We start from the raw sequence: 22,647 nt of genomic DNA, 5'->3' as shown, positions 1-22,647 counted from the left end.
AATAAAAAATACATATATTACGCATATATGTTGAATATTTAACTTCCGTATTTAAACAAAAATCCTGTTTTTAATAAAATTAAAAACAGGATTTTTGCATCTAAATAATTAAATTTAACCTTTCTTCTATAATCTCCCTATCTGATTTCGACTGTGAAATTATAAGGCATGTATCATTTCCACATATACATCCTATTTTTTCTTTCCAATCTAATTCATCAAATAAAACACCAATAACATGTGCATTACCAGGTAATGTTTTAATAACCATTAATTGATCTACACAATCAATTTTTACAACAACCTCTCGTAATTTTTTCTTTAACTTTATATCAGTTTGTAAATGCTCTTCTGAGAAAACTTTATATATCATTAATCCTTCTTGAGAAGGTACCTTCGTTAAGTTTAACTCACGAATATCGCGAGAAACCGTAGCTTGTGTTACTAATACATCTTTTTTTGCTAACAATTCTACTAATCTTTCTTGCTTATCTATTTCATACTCCTTTACAAATTGTTTAATTAACCGTTGTCTTTTTTCTTTTTTCATAAAAGACACCCCTTTTAATATTATAGCTCGCTATAATTTTCATCCGAAAGGGAGAGAAAAGAATGTTGCGGAAACGTTCATAGTTTAACTGTAAATATTAAATCAAACTAAATAAAAAAGAGAAGAACAGCATTTTGTTCTTCCTTTTACATTGAAAATCGTTCAATTGTTTGTTTCAAATCGGTTGCTTGCTTCTCTAAATCCTTTAATAATTGATCGATTACTATCATATTTTTAGACTGTTGTAGCGTCACACGCGCCACTTCTTGTGAACCAGCTGAAGTTTCTTCAGCAATTGCTGCTACAGCTTTTGTTTGTGCTCCTGTTTGATGAATGTGGCTCACTTGTTCATTCATATAACTACTAATTTGCTGAGTTGCATCGGCTACTTCCATAACACTTGATGACATTTCTTTTAAAATTAATTCCGTAGCTTCCCCACGCTTCGCCTCTTCTTTAGCTATTTTCACTTGTTCTGTCATTTTCATTGCAACTTGTTGTACTTCATCTTGCATATTCCGTAATAACTGCGATATGTTTCTTGCAGAATGATCACTTTCATCAGCAAGTTTCCTTACTTCTTCCGCAACAACCGCAAAGCCTCTTCCATGCTCTCCTGCGCGAGCTGCCTCAATAGAAGCATTTAGTGCTAATAAATTCGTTTGGCTAGCAATCGCACTCACAACAGACACAATATGTTCTACTTGTTTCATTCGTTCTTCTAACTTCTGTACATTTTGCATTGAATCTTCATTTTCTTTTGCCAATGTTTGAATACCGTGAATTAAAGACGTAAAGACACGAGTACTATGCCCTAAAGCTTGAACCATTTCTGAAGACAACGTATCAGACTGCTTCGCTTTTTCTTCTACTTCACTTGCAATAGACGTCGTTGTATCAACAGCAGAAACAATCGCTTGAATTGATGCCGCTGATTGCTCAGCGCCTGAAGAAATCTCTGCAAGTGTCTCAGATACACCCTGTGCTTGTTTCGTTGCTTCGCCTGTTTGTTTTCTAATCTGCTGTACTTGATTATTTGTATACGAAAATGTTGTATCAATATTTTTTACCATGCCCCTTAAGTTTCCTAACATCATATTAAATGCAACACTTAAAGATTTAATTTCATCATCTGTCTTCGGTAATGGAACATCTTCACGAATATCACCCTCAGCTGCTTTTCTTGCCGCCTCCTCTAACTTTCGAAGCGGTTTAATTAAAAATACAGCTGCTCCATATGCTAAAATTCCAGACCATACTACCCCTAATAGCATAACGATAATATTATATACAGTTTGACTTACATAACTTTGAAAATAATCGTATATCACGTAAATAAAAAATATACTTGTTGAATATGTAATGAAAGCTAAAACTGTAGTGAATAGCATAAGTTGTGTACGTAATCCAAAAGAAAATGTTTTCCTTTCTTTTTCCATCTTCTCTTTCCCCCTTTTTATAAGCAATATAAATACTACCTATATATTATTATCCATATTTTCATTATAGAAGGATATAGAGATTTTAAAAATTATTATTTCTTTGAATATCAAATTGCACGAAAAAATAAAGGATTCTGACAATTTATGACTAATAACAGAAATAAGGGGCAACATTTGTAAAATATATTTTTAACTGGGGGTTTTGTATGATTCAAGTTCGAAATCTAGTAAAATCATTCGGTTCACTTGATGTGTTAAAAGGAATTGATTTAGAAGTAAAAGAAAAAGAAGTTGTTGTTTTAATTGGTGCCAGTGGTTCTGGTAAAAGTACATTACTTCGCTGTCTTAACTTTTTAGAAATGTACGATGAAGGCGAAATTCACTTACAAGGTGAGCGGATTGATCCAAAGCATTCAAATTTAAATAAAGTCCGTGAAAATGTCGGTATGGTTTTTCAGCACTTTAACCTCTTTCCTCATATGACCTCACTAGAAAACATCATAGAAGCACCTATTCACGTAAAAAAATTAGAGAAAGCAAATGCAAAAGATATTGGAAATCAACTTCTCCAAAAAGTCGGCCTTCAAGATAAAGCGGATGTAACTCCTCATCTTCTTTCAGGTGGTCAAAAACAGCGTATTGCCATTGCACGAGCTCTTGCAATGAGCCCTAAGATTATGCTATTTGATGAGCCTACCTCAGCTTTAGACCCTGAACTTGTTGGAGAAGTATTGCAAGTTATGAAAGAACTTGCTGGAGAAGGGATGACAATGGTTATTGTTACTCATGAAATGAATTTCGCAAGAGATGTAGCTGATCGCGTCATCTTTATGGACGATGGAAAGATTGTAGAAGATGCTCCGCCAGCACAATTCTTTTCAGCTCCATCACATGAACGGGCAAAACAATTTTTACGCAACGTTTTATAATGTAACTTCTGTTTCAAACGAAAAGGAATACATTCATACGGTGCACAACTAATCATCCAAATAAAATATTTCAATAACATACTTAAAACCATCCGTATGATCAATATATAGGAGGGGTTTTATGAAAAGAAAACTATTAACCATTGTTGCGAGCATTACACTATGTACATCCTTCATACTAGGAGCTTGTAGCAAAGAAAGCTCTACTACTTCATCAAATGGTGAAAAAGAATTTCGCTATGCGATGAGTGGATTATACAAACCTTTTAACTATAAAGAAAATGACGGCAAACTTGTCGGCTTTGATGTAGAAATCGGTGAAGCTCTTGCTAAAAAGATGAACATGAAGGCTACGCCAGTTACAAACCCATGGGAAACGCTAATTCAAGGTCTTCAAGCGAAGAAATATGATGTAATACTGGGTAGTATGGCAATTACAGAGGAGCGCTTAAAAGCTGTTAGTTTCTCAAATCCGTACTATCGCTCTGGCGCCCAAATTTTTGTGGCTAAAAAGAATACCGCTATCTCTTCTCCAGAAGATTTAAAAGGTAAGAAAATTGGTGTTGTAAAAGCTAGTACCTTTAAAAATCTTGTTGCAAAATATACAGATCAAATCACAGAATATGACAGCGATATTACTGCTCTTATGGATTTAGAGCCTGGGCGTGTTGACGCAGTAATTACGGATCAAATGGTTGGTCTACGTATGATAAAAGAAGGAAAATCGAATATAAAAGAAGCCGGAAAACCATTAAATCTTGATGAAATGGGAATTGCTATTCGCAAAGATGATAAAGAAATGGTTGAGAAAGTAAATAAAGCGTTAGATGAAATCATTAAAGATGGTACGTATGAAAAGATCAGTAAAAAATGGTTCGGGCGTAATATTCTTGGTGAAGAGGAAAAAACGAAGTAAGTAAGTTAGCCATTCAAAAGATTCATAAACAGTGCCCCACTGATTAAGTGTTCATTTTATGTGGGGCATTTCATTCTCTACTAAAATCTATACAATATGAGGTGAAACGCATGTTTGAAATTTTTATCTCTTCCTATCCCACACTCTTAAAAGCTACTATTGTCACATTACAATTAACATTAACTTCCCTAGTACTCGGTTCATTAATTGGATTATTATTCGCTTTCTTTCGAATTTCGAATAACAAAGTTTTAAATAGCATTGCTCATATCTATATTGCTATTATTCGTGGTACACCTTTAATTGTTCAAATCGCTATTCTCTATTTTGGGATTACATCCGTTGTTGTTTTTACCCCTTTTTGGGCAGGAGCAATCGCTTTAGCAATTCATAACGGTGCATATATTACGGAAATTTTCCGTGGATCTATTCAATCCGTTGACCGGGGACAATTAGAAGCAGCTCGCTCTTTAGGTATGCCTTACCCTTTAGCTATGCGCCGGATTATATTACCACAAGCATTTCGTCTGTCTCTTCCTCCTCTAGGAAACCAATTTATTATCGGATTAAAAGACTCTTCACTTGTCGCTTACGTAGGACTGTCCGAATTATGGGGATCAGGTTTATCAATTGCAGCAGGTAACTTCCAACAATTAGATACTTACATAATCGTTGGTGCATACTATCTCGTACTTGTTCTTCTATTTACTTATTTTGTTAATCTTTTAGAAAAACGATTACAACGAAAAGAAACTAACTCCTTCCAAGTCCATAAAAAGAACAAAAAGGAAGTTTCTTTATAAGAAAAAGCAAGCCTGAGATGGCTTGCTTTTTCACTGCAAAAATATATTAATTTTTACTGATTTACTTTTTTAATACTCTCGTCTTCCTCTATATGTTCCTCACGATATGAAATATTATGAGGATCTAGTCCATTTCCTAAAGAACCATAGAAATGCTCTCTATGCGGATCCACTAATTCACTTCCGTGATAATACACACGTGGTGTATTCCAAAGTGCTGCCAATGCTTTTGTCATCGGCATTTCGTGATAACGTTCCGGCCACATTTCTTTAATCTTCTCTTTTACTAACGGATAGTATTTAGAGCTCATAGCAGGAAACAGATGGTGTTCTGTATGATATGAGAAATTGAAATGTAAAACGTCTACCCAGCGCGGCACTGTTACTGATAAACAGTTTGCTAACGGATCATTTACTGGAACAATTGGATTTAAGCGGTGATTTGTTGCGATATATGCCATTACAATAAAGTTAGCAATCAACAACGGAATAACATATGCAAATAACCATTTTCCAGGTCCCATAATAAACAATAAACTAATCCAAACTGTCCAAGGCAAAAGAAGTTGAAGCCATACAGATTTTTGATTGGATGACTTGAACTCTTTTATAAAATGAAAGAACATTCGAGTCGAATGCAATGTAAATTGAATTGTTAGTGACAGAAAACTAAAGAATGAACGTACATGTAGAGGCATACGATATACCCAACTCAAAAACTTACTCTTCTTAAGTTTCTCAAGTGTCGGCCATGCATCCGGATCATTCTCTTCATGCTGTGTATGAACATGATGCGTTGCATTATGCCACTTTCTCCAAAGCTTTGGCCCTGTTGATAATGGCATAAATGCAATCGCGCCTAAGAAGTCACGAAGCCATGCCTTTCTTACAACAGTTCCATGTAAAATTTCATGCCCTAAAAATCCAAGTGAAGCAAAACATAATCCAAGAACAATCGCAATTCCTAGATTCGCCCACACATTCAATTCAAATACACCAATCGATATTAACCCCGCCAATGCCACAATCAAATAAGCCAGTCCACCAAATAAACGAGTAGGCACTGGTTTAAATGCTTTTTTCGGCAAATGTGGTGATACACGTGCTGCATACCACCCAAACGTATGAAGCTCCTTCATCCTTTTGCCCCTTTCTTATGCCGCGCCTTGCGCAACTTACATATATCAATTCTTGCTTCCAGATTGATTTTACTAGATGATCCAAAAAGCATCTATTATAAGGAAAATATACTCACTCTATCGTCACTTATTTTTCGCTTTTATTATCAATGAAAAACATTTCTCTTTTTACTCTCTATCAACCTTTCCACATGATGAATCATAACAATAGAATTTCTATATTGTCAACAACTTTTATGACCTAGTAATAAAAGTTGGTTATACTTTTATAATCATACTTTATTTCACTAAAGAAAATGTATAGATTTCATAAGGATTTACCCACTATATATAGACATTTCCTTAAACGCCATAGACTCTATCTCATTCAATAACTCTCTATGTAATCAACAAACAGAATCACTTAAATTTAGTTTTATATAAATCCTACTTCTTCATAATGCCCCACCTAATTAATTATATTAAAATAATTTATAACCTCTTTTAATAAAAATAGACTACTTCTAAAACAACACACATGAATTTCATATAATATGGAAATATTAAAAGGAAAATTGTTCTAAAATCAGGAGGTTTCCGCAATGACAAGTGATACATTTCCACAACTGCCGCTATCTTATTGGATTGAATCTACTCAGTTTCCTACTTTCCCTCGTTTATCCGAAAATATAAAGACGAAAGTTGCTATTATCGGTGCTGGTATTACAGGTATTACTACTGCCTATTTACTTGCAAAAGAAGGCATCGATGTTGTTTTAATTGATTCTGGTCGTATTTTACACGGGACGACTGGACATACAACAGCGAAAGTAACAGCACAACATGATCTTATTTATGATGAATTAATAACTCATTTCGGTGTAGAAAAGGCCGGGCTTTACTATGAATCAAATAATCAGGCTCTACAATTCATAAATGAAACTGTTCAAACATATAAAATCGACTGTAATTTCTCAAATGAAGATTCATATTTATATACAACTACTGATAATGGATTAAGAAATTTATCGAAAGAATATGAAGCTTATCAAAAATTAAATATACCTTGTGACTACGTTCAATCTCTATCAATTCCTATTCCAGTACAATCTGCACTTGTCATGAAAAATCAAGCACAATTCCATCCCCTCCTTTATTTGAAAACACTTTTAGAAAAGTTTGTGGAGATGGGCGGCAAAGTTTATGAACAAACAACAGCTATGGATGTCGAAAAAGGGGATTATCCACAAATAATTACAAAGGATGGCCATCATATCACTTGTGAATATGTCGTCTCTTGTTCACATTTTCCTTTTTATGATGCGAATAGCTTTTTCTTTACGAGAATGTATGCAGAACGCTCCTACGCTCTTGCAATAAAAGCAAAAACGGATTATCCAGGTGGCATGTATTTAAGTATTGATGATCCAAAACGCTCCTTACGCTATATAACAGATAATGGAGAAAAATTGATTTTGATTGGTGGGGAAAGTCATAAAACAGGACAAGGAATAAATACGATGCTTCATTATGAAGCACTCTACTCTTTTGCTGAAGCAACTTTTGGAGTAGATGAAGTTCCTTATAGATGGTCAGCACAAGATTTAATTACTCTAGACAAACTCCCTTATATCGGACATATTAACGAAAGAAATCCAAATATATTTGTTGCAACTGGATATCGCAAATGGGGAATGACAACTGGAACTGCTGCCGCTCACCTACTGAAGGACTCCATCCTAAAAGTCCACAGTCCCTATGAAGAACTATATGCACCATCACGCTTCCATGCAAATCCAGATATAAAAATGTTCCTCTCCCAGAACATTGATGTTGCGAAACATTTAATTGAAGGAAAGATTGAAACCGCATTACGTAAGCCAGAAGATCTCGAAGTTGGTGAAGGATCTGTCGTACATGTTAACGGTAAACGAGCAGGTGCTTATAAGGACAAAGAAGGTAAATTACATATCGTCGATACAACTTGTACACATCTCGGCTGTGAAGTTGAATGGAATAATGGTGATTGTACTTGGGATTGCCCTTGCCATGGTTCTCGTTTTTCAATTGAGGGAGACGTTCTTGAAGGTCCAGCAGATCAACCGTTAAAACGAGTTGATAATGAGTAAACAAATAAAGAAGTTCAACAGAATTACTGTTGAACTTCTTTATTTGTAATAAAACTTTTTCAGATAAATTTCGACACCAAGAAGGAAAATATTAACATTAAATAAAATAATATATTCATCTACAAATTAAAAGGGGTGAATATTATGCAACCTTCAGCTCCACCTCATCTAGAATCTACAGAAACTATCTTTTCAAGCTCTATTACAAAACTTGTTGTTTTTATTTGTTGGCTAGCCATTTTAGCTGATGGATATGATTTAGGTATTTACGGTGCCGTTCTACCAAAGCTCCTAGAAGACAAAAGCTGGGCGCTATCACCAGCGCATGCTGGTACAATTGCAAGCTATGCTTTATTTGGGATGTTTATTGGGGCTATTCTAGTTGGAACGATTACAGATCTAATTGGGCGTAAATGGACGCTTATATGCTGTTTAGCACTTTTTTCTATCACAATGGGTTTAGCGGCTATCGCTCCTTCTCCTGAGTTATTTGGATTATCTCGATTTATAGGAGGAATCGGATTAGGCGGTGTTATCCCTACGGCTTCAGCACTCACTGTTGAATATTCCCCCCAAAAAAGGCAATCTTTTATTTATGCTCTTATGTTTACGGGCTATCCTTTAGGTATCGTGTTAGGTGCTATTTTGTCTATGTTTATGTTAGAAGATTTCGGATGGAGAATTATGTTTGGTATCGGAATGATTCCACTACTCCTTATTCCTTTCATTATTCGCTATTTACCTGAGTCCATTCAATTTTTATTATCACGTAATCGCCAAGAAGAAGTGAACCAAATTCTTAATCGTTTTCAAATTGAATTTCATGTAAAAAATAAAACTCATCAAGCCCCATCTACTATACAAAAGGAAAATGGATTTTTCACTTTATTCTCAAAAGAATACATAAAAGCAACGCTACTTTTTTGGATCACTTATATAATGGGAATGTTTCTAATATACGGTTTAAACACTTGGTTACCACAGATGATGCGTCAGGCGGGATATCCTCTTGGATCTAGTCTGTCATTCCTACTTATACTAAATATTACCGCAGCTATCGGCGCATTATTCGCTGGAGCAATTGCTGATTGTATAGGAGCAAAAATTGTTATTAGCATCTCTTATCTTATGGCAGCCATATGTATCGGACTATTAACAATTAAACCATCTGTTACAATCATTTATCTTTTAATTGGCCTTGCTGGTATTGGATCAGTCGGTATTACTCAAATATTAAATGCATATGTAACACAATACTTCCCATCACATATCCGAGCTACCTCCTTAGGCTGGGGACTGGGACTTGGCCGAGTTGGTGCAATTTCTGGCCCTATTCTCGTCGGTATTATTATGACAATGCAATATGACTTAGCATGGAATTTTTACTTATTCTCCTTTGCAGGTCTTATCGCAGCTATATCTGTTTTCTTCATTCCTACAAAATAAAAAGAGCACAAACTTTGAAGTGACCCCTAAAAGTTAGACACGGTTATTTCATTAGGCAGCTTGATAAAAGTGAGTCCGGTATTGTACCGGGCTCATTTTTAATTTTGCCTTAATCCGTTTCGTATTATAATAATCTATATATTTTTCTAATTCTATTTTAAAGTGCTCTACATTTTCAAATTCTTTTATGTAGAGGAACTCCGACTTCATAATCCCAAAGAAATTTTCTATTACTGCGTTGTCGTAACAGTTTCCTTTTCGAGACATACTCTGGACGATAGCTCTTGATTCAAGTGTCCGGACGTACTGTCTCATTTGATAATGCCATCCTTGATCCGAATGCATCAGTAGCTGGTGGGTTTCGGGTAAACGTTCCAATGCTTTCTCTAACATGTCTGAAACAAGCGAATACGTCGGTCTAGAACCAATTGTATAGGTAATAATTTCACCATTATACAAATCTAATACAGGTGATACATACAGTTTTTCTCCAAACAATTTAAACTCTGTGATGTCTGTTACCCACTTTTGATTCGGTGCATCTGTATGAAAATTACGCTCTAAAATATTAGGTGCAATTCTACCGACTTTTCCTTTATAGGATTTATATTTCTTCATACGCACAACACACTTTAACCCAAGCTCTTTCATAATGCGCTGAACCTTCTTGTGGTTCACTTTCTGGCCACGATTCGTTAATTCATCACGAATGCGACGGTAACCATAACGACCTTCATTTTCCTCATAAATCGCTTTAATCTCAGCTTTCAAATCGGCATCTACATCTGGACGATTCATTTTCTTTACTAAATCATAATACGTGCTTCGAGGAATAGTAGCTAGCTCCACGAGTGCCTTGACCGAATATTTATGCCTTAATTCATAGACTACTTGCGCTTTGTCTTGTTTTGTGATTTTTCCTTGTTTTGAACTAAGGCATTTAACTTTTTTAAGTACTCATTTTCCATCTCAAGCTGTTTAATGCGTGCTTCAAGTGCTTCGACTGACCCTTCAGCTAAAGGTTGTTTTAATTGTTTATTTGAATCTTTTTTCATGGATGGACGCCCCTTTTTCTTAGATTGAAGGGCATCAATTCCTTGTGTTTCGAGCTGTTTTTTCCAAACAGAAATCGTTGAAGGGGCAGGAATATTAAAGATAGCTGCCGTCTCAAATAAGGACATACCGTTTTCAATCATAAAGTTTAGTACGTCTAGTTTAAATTGTTGTGTGTAATTTGTACATCGTTTTAGAAAAGCTTCCAGACCATTCTGTTTATATTGGTTTACCCAATTCAAAATGATTGTGTCACTTATACCGAGCGATCTACCCAGTTCTCGATAACTTTCATTTCCGTTCAAATAACGTAGAACGATTTGTATTTTTTCATCAGCTGTAAATTTAGCCATAGAAAAACTGCACCTCCAATTGTTAGACTGTGTCTAACAATTGGGGTGCAGTTCAACTTACTTGTGCTCTTTTTCATATGCTTCAAACAACGTATCTCGAAACAATGTATTTAAACTCTCAATATCGATCCCTGATCCCTTTTCAATTCCTTTTACATACTGCTGATAGTAATGAATTTGTTCTTCTAAAAATTGATTTAGCACCTTAATTTTCAATCCAACATCTAATTCAGTACCTGCTTTTTTCTTTATTAACAACTTTTCAATTTCATCTAATACACTACGTTCTAATGATAATTCTGTAATCAATCGGTCAAATTCTACAGGAGGTAAAGTTGCTTTCTCTTCTAGCCACTTACAAGCTAAAATGGGACGTAATACATAAAAGTACTTTTTCAGCTTTACATTCTCACCTTGCAAAAATTCACGATAATTTTTCGACGCCATATGTAAATAATGATATATCGTTGCTTTTGGATCAAAATTCTTCTCACTCATCTGTTGAAGTAGTTCTGGAAAATTAGAGTTTTTCGAATAAAAAATTGGTGATCGAATCCACTCAAGTAAAGCTGGGTTCGACTTCGCGAATAGTTGCAATGCCTTTCTAATATCCCAACCACTTATATCTAAATCATCACTAATTGGATATTCAATTACATCTCGTTTATCATGAATTGATAAATACCATTCTACCGGATGTATATAAACAAACCTAACATCATAATCGCTATCTTTCGATGGAAACCCCCAAGCACGACTCCCTGATTCTACCGCAAATAAAATTTTCACATCATTCTCTTTTTCAATTCTTTCTAACTCCAACTCGATTTTCTCTCTCATTTCATAACACCTCTATTTTTTGATTATTTCCTTGGAAATTCGACAAATACACTACTAATTTTACTACATACTAAAAAAACTGTCAGAAATTACTGACAGCAAAACGGAACATCTATTGTTGCTTTTCGATTACAGTAGTAGCAATTCGTTCAAACTCTTTTTGAATCTCATCTTTATATGCATCTACTATTGAAAAATCCATAGCAGCAATATAAATTCGTTCTAATTTATCACGAACCGATTTTGCTTTCGCTAAGAAAGACATCGCCTCATTCATTTTTGCTTTATATTGAATGGAAACATCACGAATTTCCTTCGCATATTTCTCATCCGTCCCTGGCGTAACAATAAGGGCATACATATCAATAATTTCATCACCCTCGCGACTTGGAAAATATTCATGTGGTGCGGTGCTATCAAAAATTGCAAAGCCTAATTCTCTTACGATAACCATATCAAGACTATTCGGGTCAAATCCGCAATGATATACTTCAACTTCAAACCCTTTTTCTTCAGCTGCCTTAGCTAACTTTTTGAGCATCGTTGATTTTCCAGAGCCTGGGCGCCCTTTTATAAAATAACGATGTGGTAACCCTTCTGTTAAATTAGGAACAAAATCAACTGCCCCTTTCGGTGTAGCAGCTCCTAAAAAACGATGTTTTACAAGCGATTGTCTCCCGCCTTTATCTGCAAATAATTTCTGGATTAGCTGATCGGTTAGTTCATTTGCTTTATTAAAATCTATATTATCAATATATATCTTCTCCCACTCATCATGTATAACCAATGCCTCTTTAAAACGTGCGTAAGCAGACTGAAAAGCTTTGCTTGCTTCTGAAACAAATCTTTCAATTTCTAACTTCTGCTTCCTTAGCTTATCTGAGTCCCAAGCAATTCCTAAATTTATATACTCTTCAACAACTCCTGGCATTTTTGGCTCAATAACATGCGGCGATGTCCCATCAACAATTCCTGCTTTTAATTTTGGGATAATTACACCATCAACCGATTTATTGTCAGAAGAACAATGTAAAAATTCAATATCGTATCCTTTTCCAACCCATTCACGACCTATTGCCTTTATTAAAGAAGATTTTCCCGTTCCTGGGCCACCCTTTAAGATAAATAATCTGTCTAATCCTTTTAAATTCTCTTCGTATAAATTGTGAAATCCCCTAGCTGTATTACCACCAGCATAGTAATTCAGTACATTTCCTGTCACTGCACTCACTCCTTCGCAGCATTCTATTTACATAAGCTACAATATGCGAGCAGCTTTATTTGGGTGAATACCTATTTTATATTGCACGCAAAAAGGAAATGAATTACAATTTAACTATCGGAAAATTCCGATTTTAAAAACTGAATACTTCTTTATCAAGAGAGGCAGAGGGACCGGCCCTTTGAAGCCCAGCAACCTCAGTTTATACAAACTGAATAGGTGCTAATTCCTGCAAAATGCATTGCATTTTGGAAGATAAAACTCAACTAGCATGTAAAGCTCATCTTTCTTGATACTGAAGGATGAGCTTTTTATTATTTGAAAAACATATATTGGAGGTATGTAAAATGAAAGTAATTGATCTATCGCAAACATTTGAAAATAATATGTCTCAATTTCCTGGAACACCTAAAATACAACTAGAAGCTGTTACAAGCGTTGAAGAAGCAGGCTATCAAGTTACAGATTTTCATTCTGTCGTTCATGTTGGCACGCATTGTGATGCTCCTGCGCATTTTATTTCAGGAGCAACAACTATTGATCAATTACCGCTAGATCAATTTGTAGGCGAAGCTGTTCTTATAGATGTAACACATATTCAAGAGCGAAAATTACCTAAGGCAGTATTGCATAATACTGACATAAAAGAAGGTGATATTGTTATTTTTCATTCCAATCTATCCACTAAATGGAATACAGAAGCTTATGAGAAAGAAGCATTTTATCTTTCTGAAGAATTAGCTGAAGAACTAGTTCAATTAAAAGTAAAATCTATCGGTTTAGATTTCATTTCTCCTGATGAAGTTACAACAGAAACATCACCGATTCATCACATATTATTAGGGAATAATATTTATTTAATTGAAAACTTAACAAATCTAGATGCTATCGAAGCAAAACGTTTCTTTTTCTCAGCAGCACCTTTAAAAATTAAAAATAGTGACGGTGCTTTCGCAAGAGCATTTGCTGTTATTTTTTAAATGGAGCTACAAAAAAAGCAAAGGTCATTACTGACCTTTGCTTCTATATTTTCTATTTAAATTAAGAAAGAATTGTTCCACACGAGGACGTACCCAAGCTAAACAATCAATCTCTTTCTTCTTTGTGCAAGCTATCTCTTCACCATCTACCATTTCAACAAGTTCCAACTCTAACAATTGCCTCGTGAACGCTAACATATTTACTTCTTCAGCTGGATACTCTTCTTTTAATTTCTCCTCAATTTCACCCAATAAAAAACCGTCACGCATCATTGCTAGTGCATCAATCCAAAGTGGCGGCATTTCATATTTTTCTCCTGTAATTGTATCTTTTACAATATAATTCTTTTGCTCTTTTCGAAATTGAATTGTATGTAAACATACAGTCGAATTTAATGTTAATTCCATCATACCACCTCTTTCATAATATCTGCATAGAAAAAAGGATGCGCGTGCACCCCTTCTTATCTTTTCGTAACACTACTGAACCGTTACATGAGCAACCAATCTCATGTCGATATTTTCCTCCATTATAAACGAAGTATTTTATAAAAAAAACCCTTCTTGAAACATTTTATAAAATGTTTATATTTACACAACAAGAACACTTTTCTGAAAAATCTTTTCTCCCAATACATTAAACGGTCGGCAGAAAAATTTCTACTTTCGTTCCTACTCCTACACTACTTTGAATTGTGATACTTCCTTGATGTTCCTTAATAATTTTATATGTAATCATTAATCCAAGTCCTGTACCATTCTCCTTTGTTGTGTAAAAAGCCTTGCCGATTTTTCCTAATTTCTCATTCTCTATACCAAATCCTTGGTCTTCGACAGAAATACACAAATGTCCTTGCGTTTTTTGATATGCACGGATATGAATTTCTCCACCCTCTGGCATTGATTCTATTCCATTTTTAATGATATTTAATAACACTTGTTTTAATTGCTTATCATCACCGTTTATAGCCGGTAAATTCCCATCTACTTGTAAATGGCATTTAACTCTATATTGCGTTGCATAACTTTCCATTAGCTGCACAACATATAGAAGAATGGCTCGTATATTACATCTTTCATAATTTGTTGGCTTTGGCTTTCCTAACAACATCAATTCACTAACAAATCCATTAATCCTTTCAATTTCTTGTAGCATAATGTTGTAGCTCATCGTATCAGTTGGGTTTCTTTCTTTTTGCATTTGCGTAAACCCTTTTAACGCTGTTAGCGGATTTCGAATTTCATGGGCAATCGTTGTAGACATAGTCCCAATCACTGCTAAATTTTCCGTCTCTTTCATATTGTTCATCATTTCAACCACTGTTCTTACATAAGATTGAAATCGTTTTAATAAAGAATGTGAAATAATAAAAAAGAATATACATAAAACAAGTGGAATCACAACTTTAATATCTTGTAATATCAAAGTGAAAAATACATACTTTCCAATTACACTAAAAGAAACTAAGTAAAAATACTTTCTATTCACAAATATCGGCGCAAATAAAATTAACAATATTTCAACCATATTTCCATTTTCAAAAACACGATTACTGTTTAAATAAATCATTAAATTATTTATGATATCAATAAACATATACCCAATTAAAAACAAATATTTCACAAAATATACATAACCTTTTTTTTGAAGATATACTGAAATAGGAAATAAAGATATTACTAATATATAAACCCCTATCCCCATACCACCTTCTGGCCATCCTATCCTTGCACCATTAATGTCCATAGCCGGATACACAAAGTAATAAATAACGTCATATAAAAAAAATATAATATAGAATAACAATAAAAATACTTTTAAAGCTTCTCTTTCTTCATAAATTAAGCTTTTCAATTTGTTCATATGAATACTCCTCATGATCAATACAAAAAATAACGTTTTATATGTTATCTCCTTAAATTATAAGTATGAAATTGCTTTCAGGGCAATATTTAACCTTATAATACTAAAAGGAAGGAGAGCTCTCCTTCCTTTTAGTAACAACTTACATCCACCTTACCCTATCATGTAACAATCCATCCGTAAAATTATTATGCCCTACTACAAAATCCCTCATATATAAATTTAAATATTCACCGTACTTACTTTCTGTATTTAATAACAACTCCTCGACGTAATAAGCACCTTGTTCAAATTGATCTAAAAATATACTGCACAAGCCTGCATAAATCCCGCACCCTACCTGAAAATACGTTGCATTCGTTTTATATTTACGAAAAACTTGGCTACTATTCATCACATTATACATATATGTCTCACTATTTTCATAAACGAGTAACACACCGACCAGGTCTTCTCCAGCAACCTCTTCTTCCGCTGGATTAAATACTTTACGATTCCAGTTCCATAAATCTTCTACTTGATCTAAGTTCTGTCTAATTATATTTGTTGTATACTCATTAATTCGGTAAAGAAAACCAACTTCCATATTAAAGTTTTTCCCTAAAATTAATACTTCCTCATGTGGCATTAAACAACCATAGAATTCTTTTTCTCCTAACTTCACTTTATACTCTGAAGCATATACATCTTCATAAAAGTAAAGAGGACGATGATGACTCATATACATCGGATAACTCCAGATTGCTTCATCTAAAAATCGCTCTACTGCCCATGAAGCATAAAGTGTATGTGGCTTTATAAGTGCTGTATCATTCAAAAACGACGTGTCATGTTCTACAATATAACATGCTCTTGGCCTTTCATTTGGTCGTTCCTTCATAAGCTCAACAACCATCCATTGAACAACACCTGGATTCATACCTGAACCTATAATTGCTTTTGTATTTGTAAATTTCTCTTTCTCCTTCTCAAACCTTGTATATCTTTCCGTAAGCTGAAAGCCGATTAAGCTATCGTCCTGATCTACTGCCTCATTTTCCAAGGCTGAGTTAATATAACAAATTCCTAGTTCATTACAGCAGCTTAATACTCTAATTGTATCTGCCCCTGAAACATCAATCACAACACTCGTTCTTTTTTCTTTTAAATGTTGTTTAAATTCCACTACATTATGAAGGTTTATTTCATATAAATATAATTGACTTTTCAAATTCGAAAACAACTCATCATAATAAGTCCTATCTTTTTGCTTTATATCCACCAAATGAAATTTGGCATTCTTTAATACTTCATAAATTGGATCTTTTTCATTTGCTATCGCTTGATTTAAAATTGCTAAAACTGCTTTTGCTGCTCCACCAGCACTACCAAGCAATGTAATTGATAACGAATTCGGAAACTGCTCCACAAACAAAACCCCTTTAATAAATTAATTGAGCAGCTCCTCCTCAAAAAATAAATTGAATACATAAAAGATAGCTCGTACACATTTCTTTATAAATTAGTGCAAATTCTTCAAAACAAGATTCCACTATAATATATTTATATTCAATTCATTTTTCCCCTCATATCCAAATTAAACTAAATAAATAGGCTCGACCTTTTCTTCTGCATATAAAAGAAAAAGCCAGCCCTTCCAACTAATCTACGGACAATGGACGGATTTTACATGTTGAATATTCACATACATTTTTGCATCACGTGCTTTTGATATTTCAATATGACCTTCATCAATTTTCGCCATTTTTCCAATTTTATTGGACTCCTCACCTAAATCGAACACCATAATTTTCCCTGTCATTTTAATAAGCTGTTCTTCAAACGTTCTAGCTAACGTAATATTTAACGGATTTACGGGGAGTTCATTTTTATTGAGGGCATACGGTACTTGGTTCTCTTTATACGGAATTAACCATTTTAAATGCTTTAAAGATATATATACCGTTTTATAAACCGGACTATAAAAAACAATATAATCGTTCATCACACTTGTAACATAACCATGTATTGGAGCATTTCCTGCTACATAAACTTCTGTAAAAATCCCTTTAGAAGTACTTAATACTTTTCTCAAAGAAATTGAAGGGGATTCCCTCTTAATTACAGAATCAACATCTGGTTTTGATATTTCTTCGTCATATGGTCTTAAAAATTTATAGTATTGTACATGATATAACGATATATATACGTAATCTTGTCCATTGTAAAGAACAACAATATCATTTCCTACATCAATTAATACGCCTTTAAATCTTTTTTCACCGATTAATTTAACATATATATTTTCTCCAATACTTTTATTCAACTCATTCATCTATATCCTCCTTCCTATAAATATCAGCTTTCCTATCTTCCGTTTCAAAAAAAATAATCAGGGCAATGTTTTGTATTAATAGTAAGTAATTCCTTTTCATACTATCGAAATAAGGAATTGTTCTTCTCTTTCCCTCATAATGCCCCTCTTATTTATTAAACATTATTCATCTTCATTCTTTTTACATTTCACTACTTGACTCACACTCTTAATATGATAATTAATGATATAAATGACTTCATCGCCGTTTACTAGTGTAATACATTCTTCATGCACTTCACTTAATAATCCTTCCACACACTCTGGGCCGCCACGATTAATCTTTATCCACTTATACTTCAAGTCACGTAATACATCGACGAAATTATCATCATCAGAGCAGAAACATGAAACATAGCAATCGCCACATTTACTTTCTTTCACTTTCTTAGCTAGACTCTTCACATGTTTCAATTGGTAATATACTAATTCACCAAGAGGAAGTTGTAATGTAAGGTAATCTCTCCCTAACGATACAAGTACCCCCACTCGACTCTCTGGTCCACGAAGATTTACTTTTACAGTCTCACCGACTAAGCATTTAATTTGCTCACAGCATAATATACTTTCCAAATTTGTATCCTCCTTTCTTATTATCTGCCTCTACTTGACTGTCTTTGTGCGCGAGCTCGACTCGAATTATCACTTTCACTATTGCTTTCACTGTCGCTTTCTTCACTATCTCTACAAGCTACTGTGACACTCTTAATATGAGATACTGCAACTAATATAACTTCTTCTTTTACAATCAATGTCACAAATTCACAAGAAACATCTTGTAAAATACCTTCAACTTTCTCTGGGCCACCACGATTAATTTTTACCCAGCAATATTTGAAGCTTTGAAGTAACTTTTCAAAGTCATCTTCACATTCCAACCATCTGCAATCATCTGCTTTACAATCTTTCGCATTTTTTGTAACACTTTTCAGATGACGAATCTGATAGTAATAGAGCTCTCCTTTTTCATTCTTTAATACAAAGTAATCCGAACATACTGCGACTATTGTCCCTTTTTGAGATTCTGGACCACCCCTGTTTACTCTCACAAAAGATCCAATTAAGTCTTTCAGAAAATCACAATGAAATAAACTCACGAGAAAACCCCTTCCATTAATTTATAAGCTTTTGCACTGATAGTATATGTATCTGTACAGGTTACGTTCTCTATGTTTGTCCTAGCTAGAAAAAAATATGCTTTTAACATGGTAGACTACTACCTATCAAAAACATAAGGAATTCTGCATGCCCATTAGGCTTTCGATACCTTTAGACAAAAAATCCCGTATGAAGATACATTTCTGCATATCTTCATACGGGATTTCCCAAAGTTTAGTCTTCGTCTTTAACATCCATATCTTCTGGAATTGGTTCGTTTAATATTTCTTCCACTAACTGCTTATATTTCTCCATTTGTTCTAAATGCGTATTGAATTGTTCTTTATTTACTAAATATTGCTCTCCATCGAATAGCGCACGAATTTTCTTTTGCTGAATTAACTCTTCAATATACGATTTTGGTAAATTCAAATACTCCGCGGTCTCTTCTACTGTTATATACAATGCGTTCATTCCTTTATTATTTTTTCATCTATACTGTATCTTACTTTACTTTATTTTTGTAAACAAATAAAAAAGATTTTGTAAATGCAGTTCAAAAAGCAGGTAGATGCATTCCATATATTGTATAGTATTATATAGTAAGAATTTTTTAAATATAGAATGGTATTACCCATTTACACAAAGGAGAGTTAACATATGGCTACTCGTCACATCATTACAATGTTAGAAAAAACACTACAAGTTGAAACAGAAAACACAATTTCTCATTTGAATGTATCTTTATCTGATCGTTTTCTTTCTCAAAGCACAGCAATACATGAAAACAATTGTTATCATACAATTGGTGAATGGTACAAAAATCATTTCTTATTCCAACAAGATGATTTCCTTTGGGCTAAATATGCTTTCTATGACGCATATTGTGAAGCCATCAAAAAACAAGGCCATCTTACAAAACGCGTCCGTCAAATATTAGAATCATTGGCTCGAAAACATGGAAAACAATATATTGCTTCTATACTAAATATGCCATTTCCTAATGAACGCGCTAAAGGGACAGCGTAATTTAGCCATGTTCTGCGTAAGCAAAACATAGCTAAATTGTTTTCTAAGATGCTTTACCAATAAAAATGTTCATATCATATGAACTGATGAAACCGGTGTCATTATAATGATTGAAAATATAGTAAACAGGAAAACCCCCACGTACATCTCTCATCCATTTGAATAGAGAAGTATGTGGGGGTATACTTGTTCCTTATTATTTCATCATCTGCTTAATCAGTTCGCGATTTCTCTTCTTAAATACTTCATTATGAGAAGAAACCATTCCGTACTCACTTGCATCTGGTTGGATAAATTGCTTTGCTTTATTCACAGCATTTCCAGCATCTTGGAATGCACCTGCAATTAAGTGTAGTTTCCCTTCATGCTTTAAAATATCTCCAGCAGCATATAATCCATCTACTGAAGACTCACTATTTGCATTACCTGCAATATAATAATTATCTATAATTGCAACGTCTAACTCACTATTTTCTAATAATGTAATGTCGCGTTCATATCCATGATTAATGATAACTTCATCAATAGGCAAATGAGAAACCTCACCTGTTTCATGATTTGTTAATTCTACATATTCGATCGCTTCATGATTATCACCAGCAATTAATTTTGTAATCGATGTATTAAAGAAACACTCCGCTGAGCTGTTCATAAGTTGTTTTACTTGTGCTTCATGACCAGATAATTCTTCTTTTCTATAGGTTACATACACTTTTTTCGCAATTGGTTCCAATTCATTTGCCCAATCAACAGCAGAATTGCCTCCACCGGAAATAATAACTGTTTTACCTTTGAAACGCTTTAAAGATTTAACTGTATAATTTAAATTCGATACTTCAAATCGCTCAGCACCTTCAATAGATAACTTTTGCGGTTTCAATATACCACTTCCTGTTGCGACGATAACTGTTTTTGAAAAGTGTTCTTCGCCAGTACTTGTTTTTAATGTAAAAGTACCATCTTGATTACGAATAATCGATTCTACTTTTGTATCTAATACAACTTCCGGCTTAAATGTTAACCCTTGCTGTACAAGTTGTTCAATTAACTTATCACCTGTAACTGGCAATAGTCCTCCTACATCCCAAATCATTTTTTCCGGATACACATGTATTTTTCCACCTAAATGTGGTTGAAATTCTATTATTTTCGTTTTCATTTCTCTGAGTCCACTATAAAAAGCTGAATAAAGCCCTGCAGGTCCTCCGCCTATCACGGTTACATCAAACAATTCTTCTCGATTCATTCGTGCTCACTCCTCAGCTATTAATCATTGATTATCATTCTCAATAAAATATAACCTGTTTCCGCAAAATTTACAATCAAAATTACTATTGACAATACACCTATATAAAATTATATTATTTAAAGAATCAATAGTGATAATCATTATCATTTTGTTAATAATTAGCAAATTTGAGATTACATCTTCTTTCATTAATATGGTTAATACTATATTATAAAATCTCATATTCAAGATTTTTAATAAATTATTTTGCTTTACCACTACTCTTTCAAAAAGATTACAGTTAAACAAATTATTGTATACACATATCATCTATGTTAAAGGAGAAAGACGATGAAAAAGTTATTTATTTCACTAACAGTTCTTTTCGTTCTTGTTATGAGTGCTTGTAGCAATGGCTCTACAGACAAAAAGAACGATGCAAAAGATAGTAAATCAGAAACAATTACATACCAATCTGAAAATGGTAAAGTAGAAGTTCCTGCAAATCCAAAACGCGTTGTTGTATTATCATCATTCGCTGGTAACGTAATGTCATTAGGTGTAAATCTTGTTGGGGTAGATTCATGGTCTAAACAAAACCCACGTTTTGATAGTAAACTTAAAGATGTTGCTGAAGTATCAGATGAAAATGTTGAAAAAATCGCTGAACTAAATCCAGATTTAATCATTGGTTTATCAAATGTTAAAAATGTCGATAAGTTAAAGAAAATTGCTCCCACTGTAACATACACTTACGGAAAAGTTGATTACTTAACACAGCATTTAGAAATTGGTAAGTTATTAAACAAAGAAAAAGAAGCAAAAACTTGGGTTGATGACTTCAAGAAACGTGCACAAGAAGCTGGTAAAGAAATTAAAGCAAAAATCGGTGAAGATGCAACAGTTTCTGTTGTAGAAAACTTCAACAAACAGCTTTATGTATACGGCGAAAACTGGGGCCGCGGAACAGAAATTCTGTACCAAGAAATGAAATTAAAAATGCCTGAAAAAGTAAAAGAAAAAGCATTAAAAGAAGGTTACTACGCATTATCTACTGAGGTATTACCTGAATTTGCTGGTGATTACTTAATCGTAAGTAAAAATAAAGATACTGATAACTCATTCCAAGAGACAGAATCATATAAAAACATCCCAGCAGTAAAAAATAATCGTGTATATGAAGCAAACATGATGGAATTCTATTTCAATGACCCACTTACATTAGATTTCCAACTAGACTTCTTCAAGAAGAGCTTTCTTGGTAAATAATACAAACATGAGGAATTCTTAATTT

The 22,647-nt window shown here is 33.8% G+C and carries 21 protein-coding genes, 2 pseudogenes and 1 riboswitch; of the genes and pseudogenes, 8 read left to right on the top strand and 15 right to left on the bottom strand.

Annotation, left to right across the window (positions count from 1 at the left end):
• Positions 1-100: 100 nt before the first annotated feature.
• The 3 genes and pseudogenes from argR to AC241_RS35975 form a co-directional block, all read right to left on the bottom strand.
• On the bottom strand, positions 101-550 hold the full coding sequence (argR, locus tag AC241_RS02135) for an arginine repressor (protein WP_000711826.1): 450 nt from the start codon (positions 548-550) through the stop codon (positions 101-103).
• Between the two features lie 146 nt (positions 551-696).
• A pseudogene (locus tag AC241_RS35980) lies at positions 697-1,269 on the bottom strand (methyl-accepting chemotaxis protein); the annotation flags it as partial.
• Positions 1,270-1,638: 369 nt separating this feature from the next.
• Positions 1,639-1,824: pseudogene (locus AC241_RS35975) on the bottom strand (HAMP domain-containing protein); the annotation flags it as partial.
• A gap of 374 nt (positions 1,825-2,198) precedes the next feature.
• Between AC241_RS35975 and AC241_RS02125 the strand changes: the two are divergent.
• From AC241_RS02125 to AC241_RS02115, 3 genes are all read left to right on the top strand, one after another.
• Positions 2,199-2,921: an amino acid ABC transporter ATP-binding protein gene (locus AC241_RS02125; RefSeq protein WP_050842468.1), complete on the top strand. Its 723-nt coding sequence runs from the start codon at positions 2,199-2,201 to the stop codon at positions 2,919-2,921.
• Between the two features lie 121 nt (positions 2,922-3,042).
• Positions 3,043-3,837, top strand: a complete 795-nt coding sequence (locus AC241_RS02120; RefSeq protein WP_000823754.1) for an ABC transporter substrate-binding protein — start codon at positions 3,043-3,045, stop codon at positions 3,835-3,837.
• Positions 3,838-3,884: 47 nt separating this feature from the next.
• Positions 3,885-4,640, top strand: coding sequence for an amino acid ABC transporter permease (locus AC241_RS02115; protein ID WP_140163721.1), 756 nt, complete (start codon positions 3,885-3,887; stop codon positions 4,638-4,640).
• 53 nt (positions 4,641-4,693) lie between these two features.
• Here AC241_RS02115 and desB read toward each other — a convergent pair whose 3' ends face one another.
• Positions 4,694-5,779: a Delta(10) desaturase DesB gene (gene desB, locus AC241_RS02110; RefSeq protein WP_050842467.1), complete on the bottom strand. Its 1,086-nt coding sequence runs from the start codon at positions 5,777-5,779 to the stop codon at positions 4,694-4,696.
• Positions 5,780-6,360: 581 nt separating this feature from the next.
• On the opposite strand from desB, the gene AC241_RS02105 reads away from it, so the two are divergent.
• Together AC241_RS02105 and AC241_RS02100 are read left to right on the top strand one after the other, a co-directional pair.
• On the top strand, positions 6,361-7,887 hold the full coding sequence (locus AC241_RS02105) for an FAD-dependent oxidoreductase (protein ID WP_050842465.1): 1,527 nt from the start codon (positions 6,361-6,363) through the stop codon (positions 7,885-7,887).
• A gap of 144 nt (positions 7,888-8,031) precedes the next feature.
• Positions 8,032-9,333 (top strand): MFS transporter, encoded by a 1,302-nt coding sequence (locus AC241_RS02100; protein WP_050842463.1) that lies wholly within the window; start codon positions 8,032-8,034, stop codon positions 9,331-9,333.
• A gap of 51 nt (positions 9,334-9,384) precedes the next feature.
• Here AC241_RS02100 and AC241_RS32460 read toward each other — a convergent pair.
• From AC241_RS32460 to AC241_RS02080, 3 genes are all read right to left on the bottom strand, one after another.
• Positions 9,385-10,739, bottom strand: a protein-coding gene (locus AC241_RS32460) for an IS3 family transposase (protein ID WP_098630116.1) whose coding sequence is annotated in 2 segments (ribosomal slippage) — positions 9,385-10,286 and positions 10,286-10,739 — 1,356 coding nt in all. Because the reading frame shifts where the segments join, the coding sequence is not laid out codon by codon here.
• A 57-nt stretch (positions 10,740-10,796) separates the two neighbouring features.
• Complete coding sequence (locus AC241_RS02085) at positions 10,797-11,579, bottom strand: nucleotidyltransferase domain-containing protein (protein WP_043937475.1); 783 nt, start codon at positions 11,577-11,579, stop codon at positions 10,797-10,799.
• Between the two features lie 112 nt (positions 11,580-11,691).
• Positions 11,692-12,801: a PRK06851 family protein gene (locus AC241_RS02080; protein WP_050842461.1), complete on the bottom strand. Its 1,110-nt coding sequence runs from the start codon at positions 12,799-12,801 to the stop codon at positions 11,692-11,694.
• A gap of 149 nt (positions 12,802-12,950) precedes the next feature.
• Positions 12,951-13,063, top strand: a riboswitch (SAM riboswitch).
• Between the two features lie 85 nt (positions 13,064-13,148).
• Between AC241_RS02080 and AC241_RS02075 the strand changes: the two genes are divergently transcribed.
• Complete coding sequence (locus tag AC241_RS02075) at positions 13,149-13,781, top strand: cyclase family protein (RefSeq protein ID WP_016083693.1); 633 nt, start codon at positions 13,149-13,151, stop codon at positions 13,779-13,781.
• 27 nt (positions 13,782-13,808) lie between these two features.
• Here the strand turns inward: AC241_RS02075 and AC241_RS02070 are convergent, their stop codons facing one another.
• From AC241_RS02070 to AC241_RS02040, 7 genes are all read right to left on the bottom strand, one after another.
• Positions 13,809-14,189, bottom strand: coding sequence for a hypothetical protein (locus AC241_RS02070; protein ID WP_016083694.1), 381 nt, complete (start codon positions 14,187-14,189; stop codon positions 13,809-13,811).
• 229 nt (positions 14,190-14,418) lie between these two features.
• Entirely contained in the window at positions 14,419-15,645 is a 1,227-nt protein-coding gene (locus AC241_RS02065) for an ATP-binding protein (RefSeq protein WP_016083695.1), read from the bottom strand.
• A 142-nt stretch (positions 15,646-15,787) separates the two neighbouring features.
• The gene (locus AC241_RS02060) at positions 15,788-17,053 is read right to left on the bottom strand and encodes an S-adenosylmethionine decarboxylase related protein (protein WP_050842459.1); all 1,266 of its coding nucleotides are present in this window, start codon (positions 17,051-17,053) and stop codon (positions 15,788-15,790) included.
• A 237-nt stretch (positions 17,054-17,290) separates the two neighbouring features.
• Positions 17,291-17,959 (bottom strand): LSm family protein, encoded by a 669-nt coding sequence (locus tag AC241_RS02055; protein WP_001004281.1) that lies wholly within the window; start codon positions 17,957-17,959, stop codon positions 17,291-17,293.
• 162 nt (positions 17,960-18,121) lie between these two features.
• A complete protein-coding gene (locus AC241_RS02050) occupies positions 18,122-18,571 on the bottom strand; it encodes a hypothetical protein (protein WP_050842457.1) in 450 nt (149 codons plus the stop codon).
• A gap of 20 nt (positions 18,572-18,591) precedes the next feature.
• Positions 18,592-19,095 (bottom strand): hypothetical protein, encoded by a 504-nt coding sequence (locus AC241_RS02045; protein WP_050842455.1) that lies wholly within the window; start codon positions 19,093-19,095, stop codon positions 18,592-18,594.
• A gap of 235 nt (positions 19,096-19,330) precedes the next feature.
• Positions 19,331-19,570, bottom strand: a complete 240-nt coding sequence (locus AC241_RS02040; RefSeq protein WP_001998970.1) for a helix-turn-helix domain-containing protein — start codon at positions 19,568-19,570, stop codon at positions 19,331-19,333.
• Between the two features lie 186 nt (positions 19,571-19,756).
• Here AC241_RS02040 and AC241_RS02035 point away from each other — a divergent pair, with 186 nt between their 5' ends.
• On the top strand, positions 19,757-20,125 hold the full coding sequence (locus AC241_RS02035) for a hypothetical protein (RefSeq protein ID WP_000235474.1): 369 nt from the start codon (positions 19,757-19,759) through the stop codon (positions 20,123-20,125).
• Between the two features lie 196 nt (positions 20,126-20,321).
• On the opposite strand, the gene AC241_RS02025 is transcribed toward AC241_RS02035, so the two are convergent.
• Positions 20,322-21,371 carry an NAD(P)/FAD-dependent oxidoreductase gene (locus AC241_RS02025; protein WP_001078268.1) on the bottom strand — a complete coding sequence of 350 codons (1,050 nt, stop codon included), beginning with the start codon at positions 21,369-21,371 and terminating at the stop codon, positions 20,322-20,324.
• A 333-nt stretch (positions 21,372-21,704) separates the two neighbouring features.
• Between AC241_RS02025 and AC241_RS02015 the strand changes: the two genes are divergently transcribed.
• Positions 21,705-22,622, top strand: coding sequence for an iron-hydroxamate ABC transporter substrate-binding protein (locus AC241_RS02015; protein WP_016083700.1), 918 nt, complete (start codon positions 21,705-21,707; stop codon positions 22,620-22,622).
• Positions 22,623-22,647 lie beyond the last annotated feature (25 nt).

This window comes from Bacillus thuringiensis (assembly GCF_001182785.1).
Lineage (GTDB): Bacteria > Bacillota > Bacilli > Bacillales > Bacillaceae_G > Bacillus_A > Bacillus_A thuringiensis_S.
Note: the sequence above shows the minus strand (reverse complement) of the source record. Positions and strands in the feature narration are given on the sequence as shown.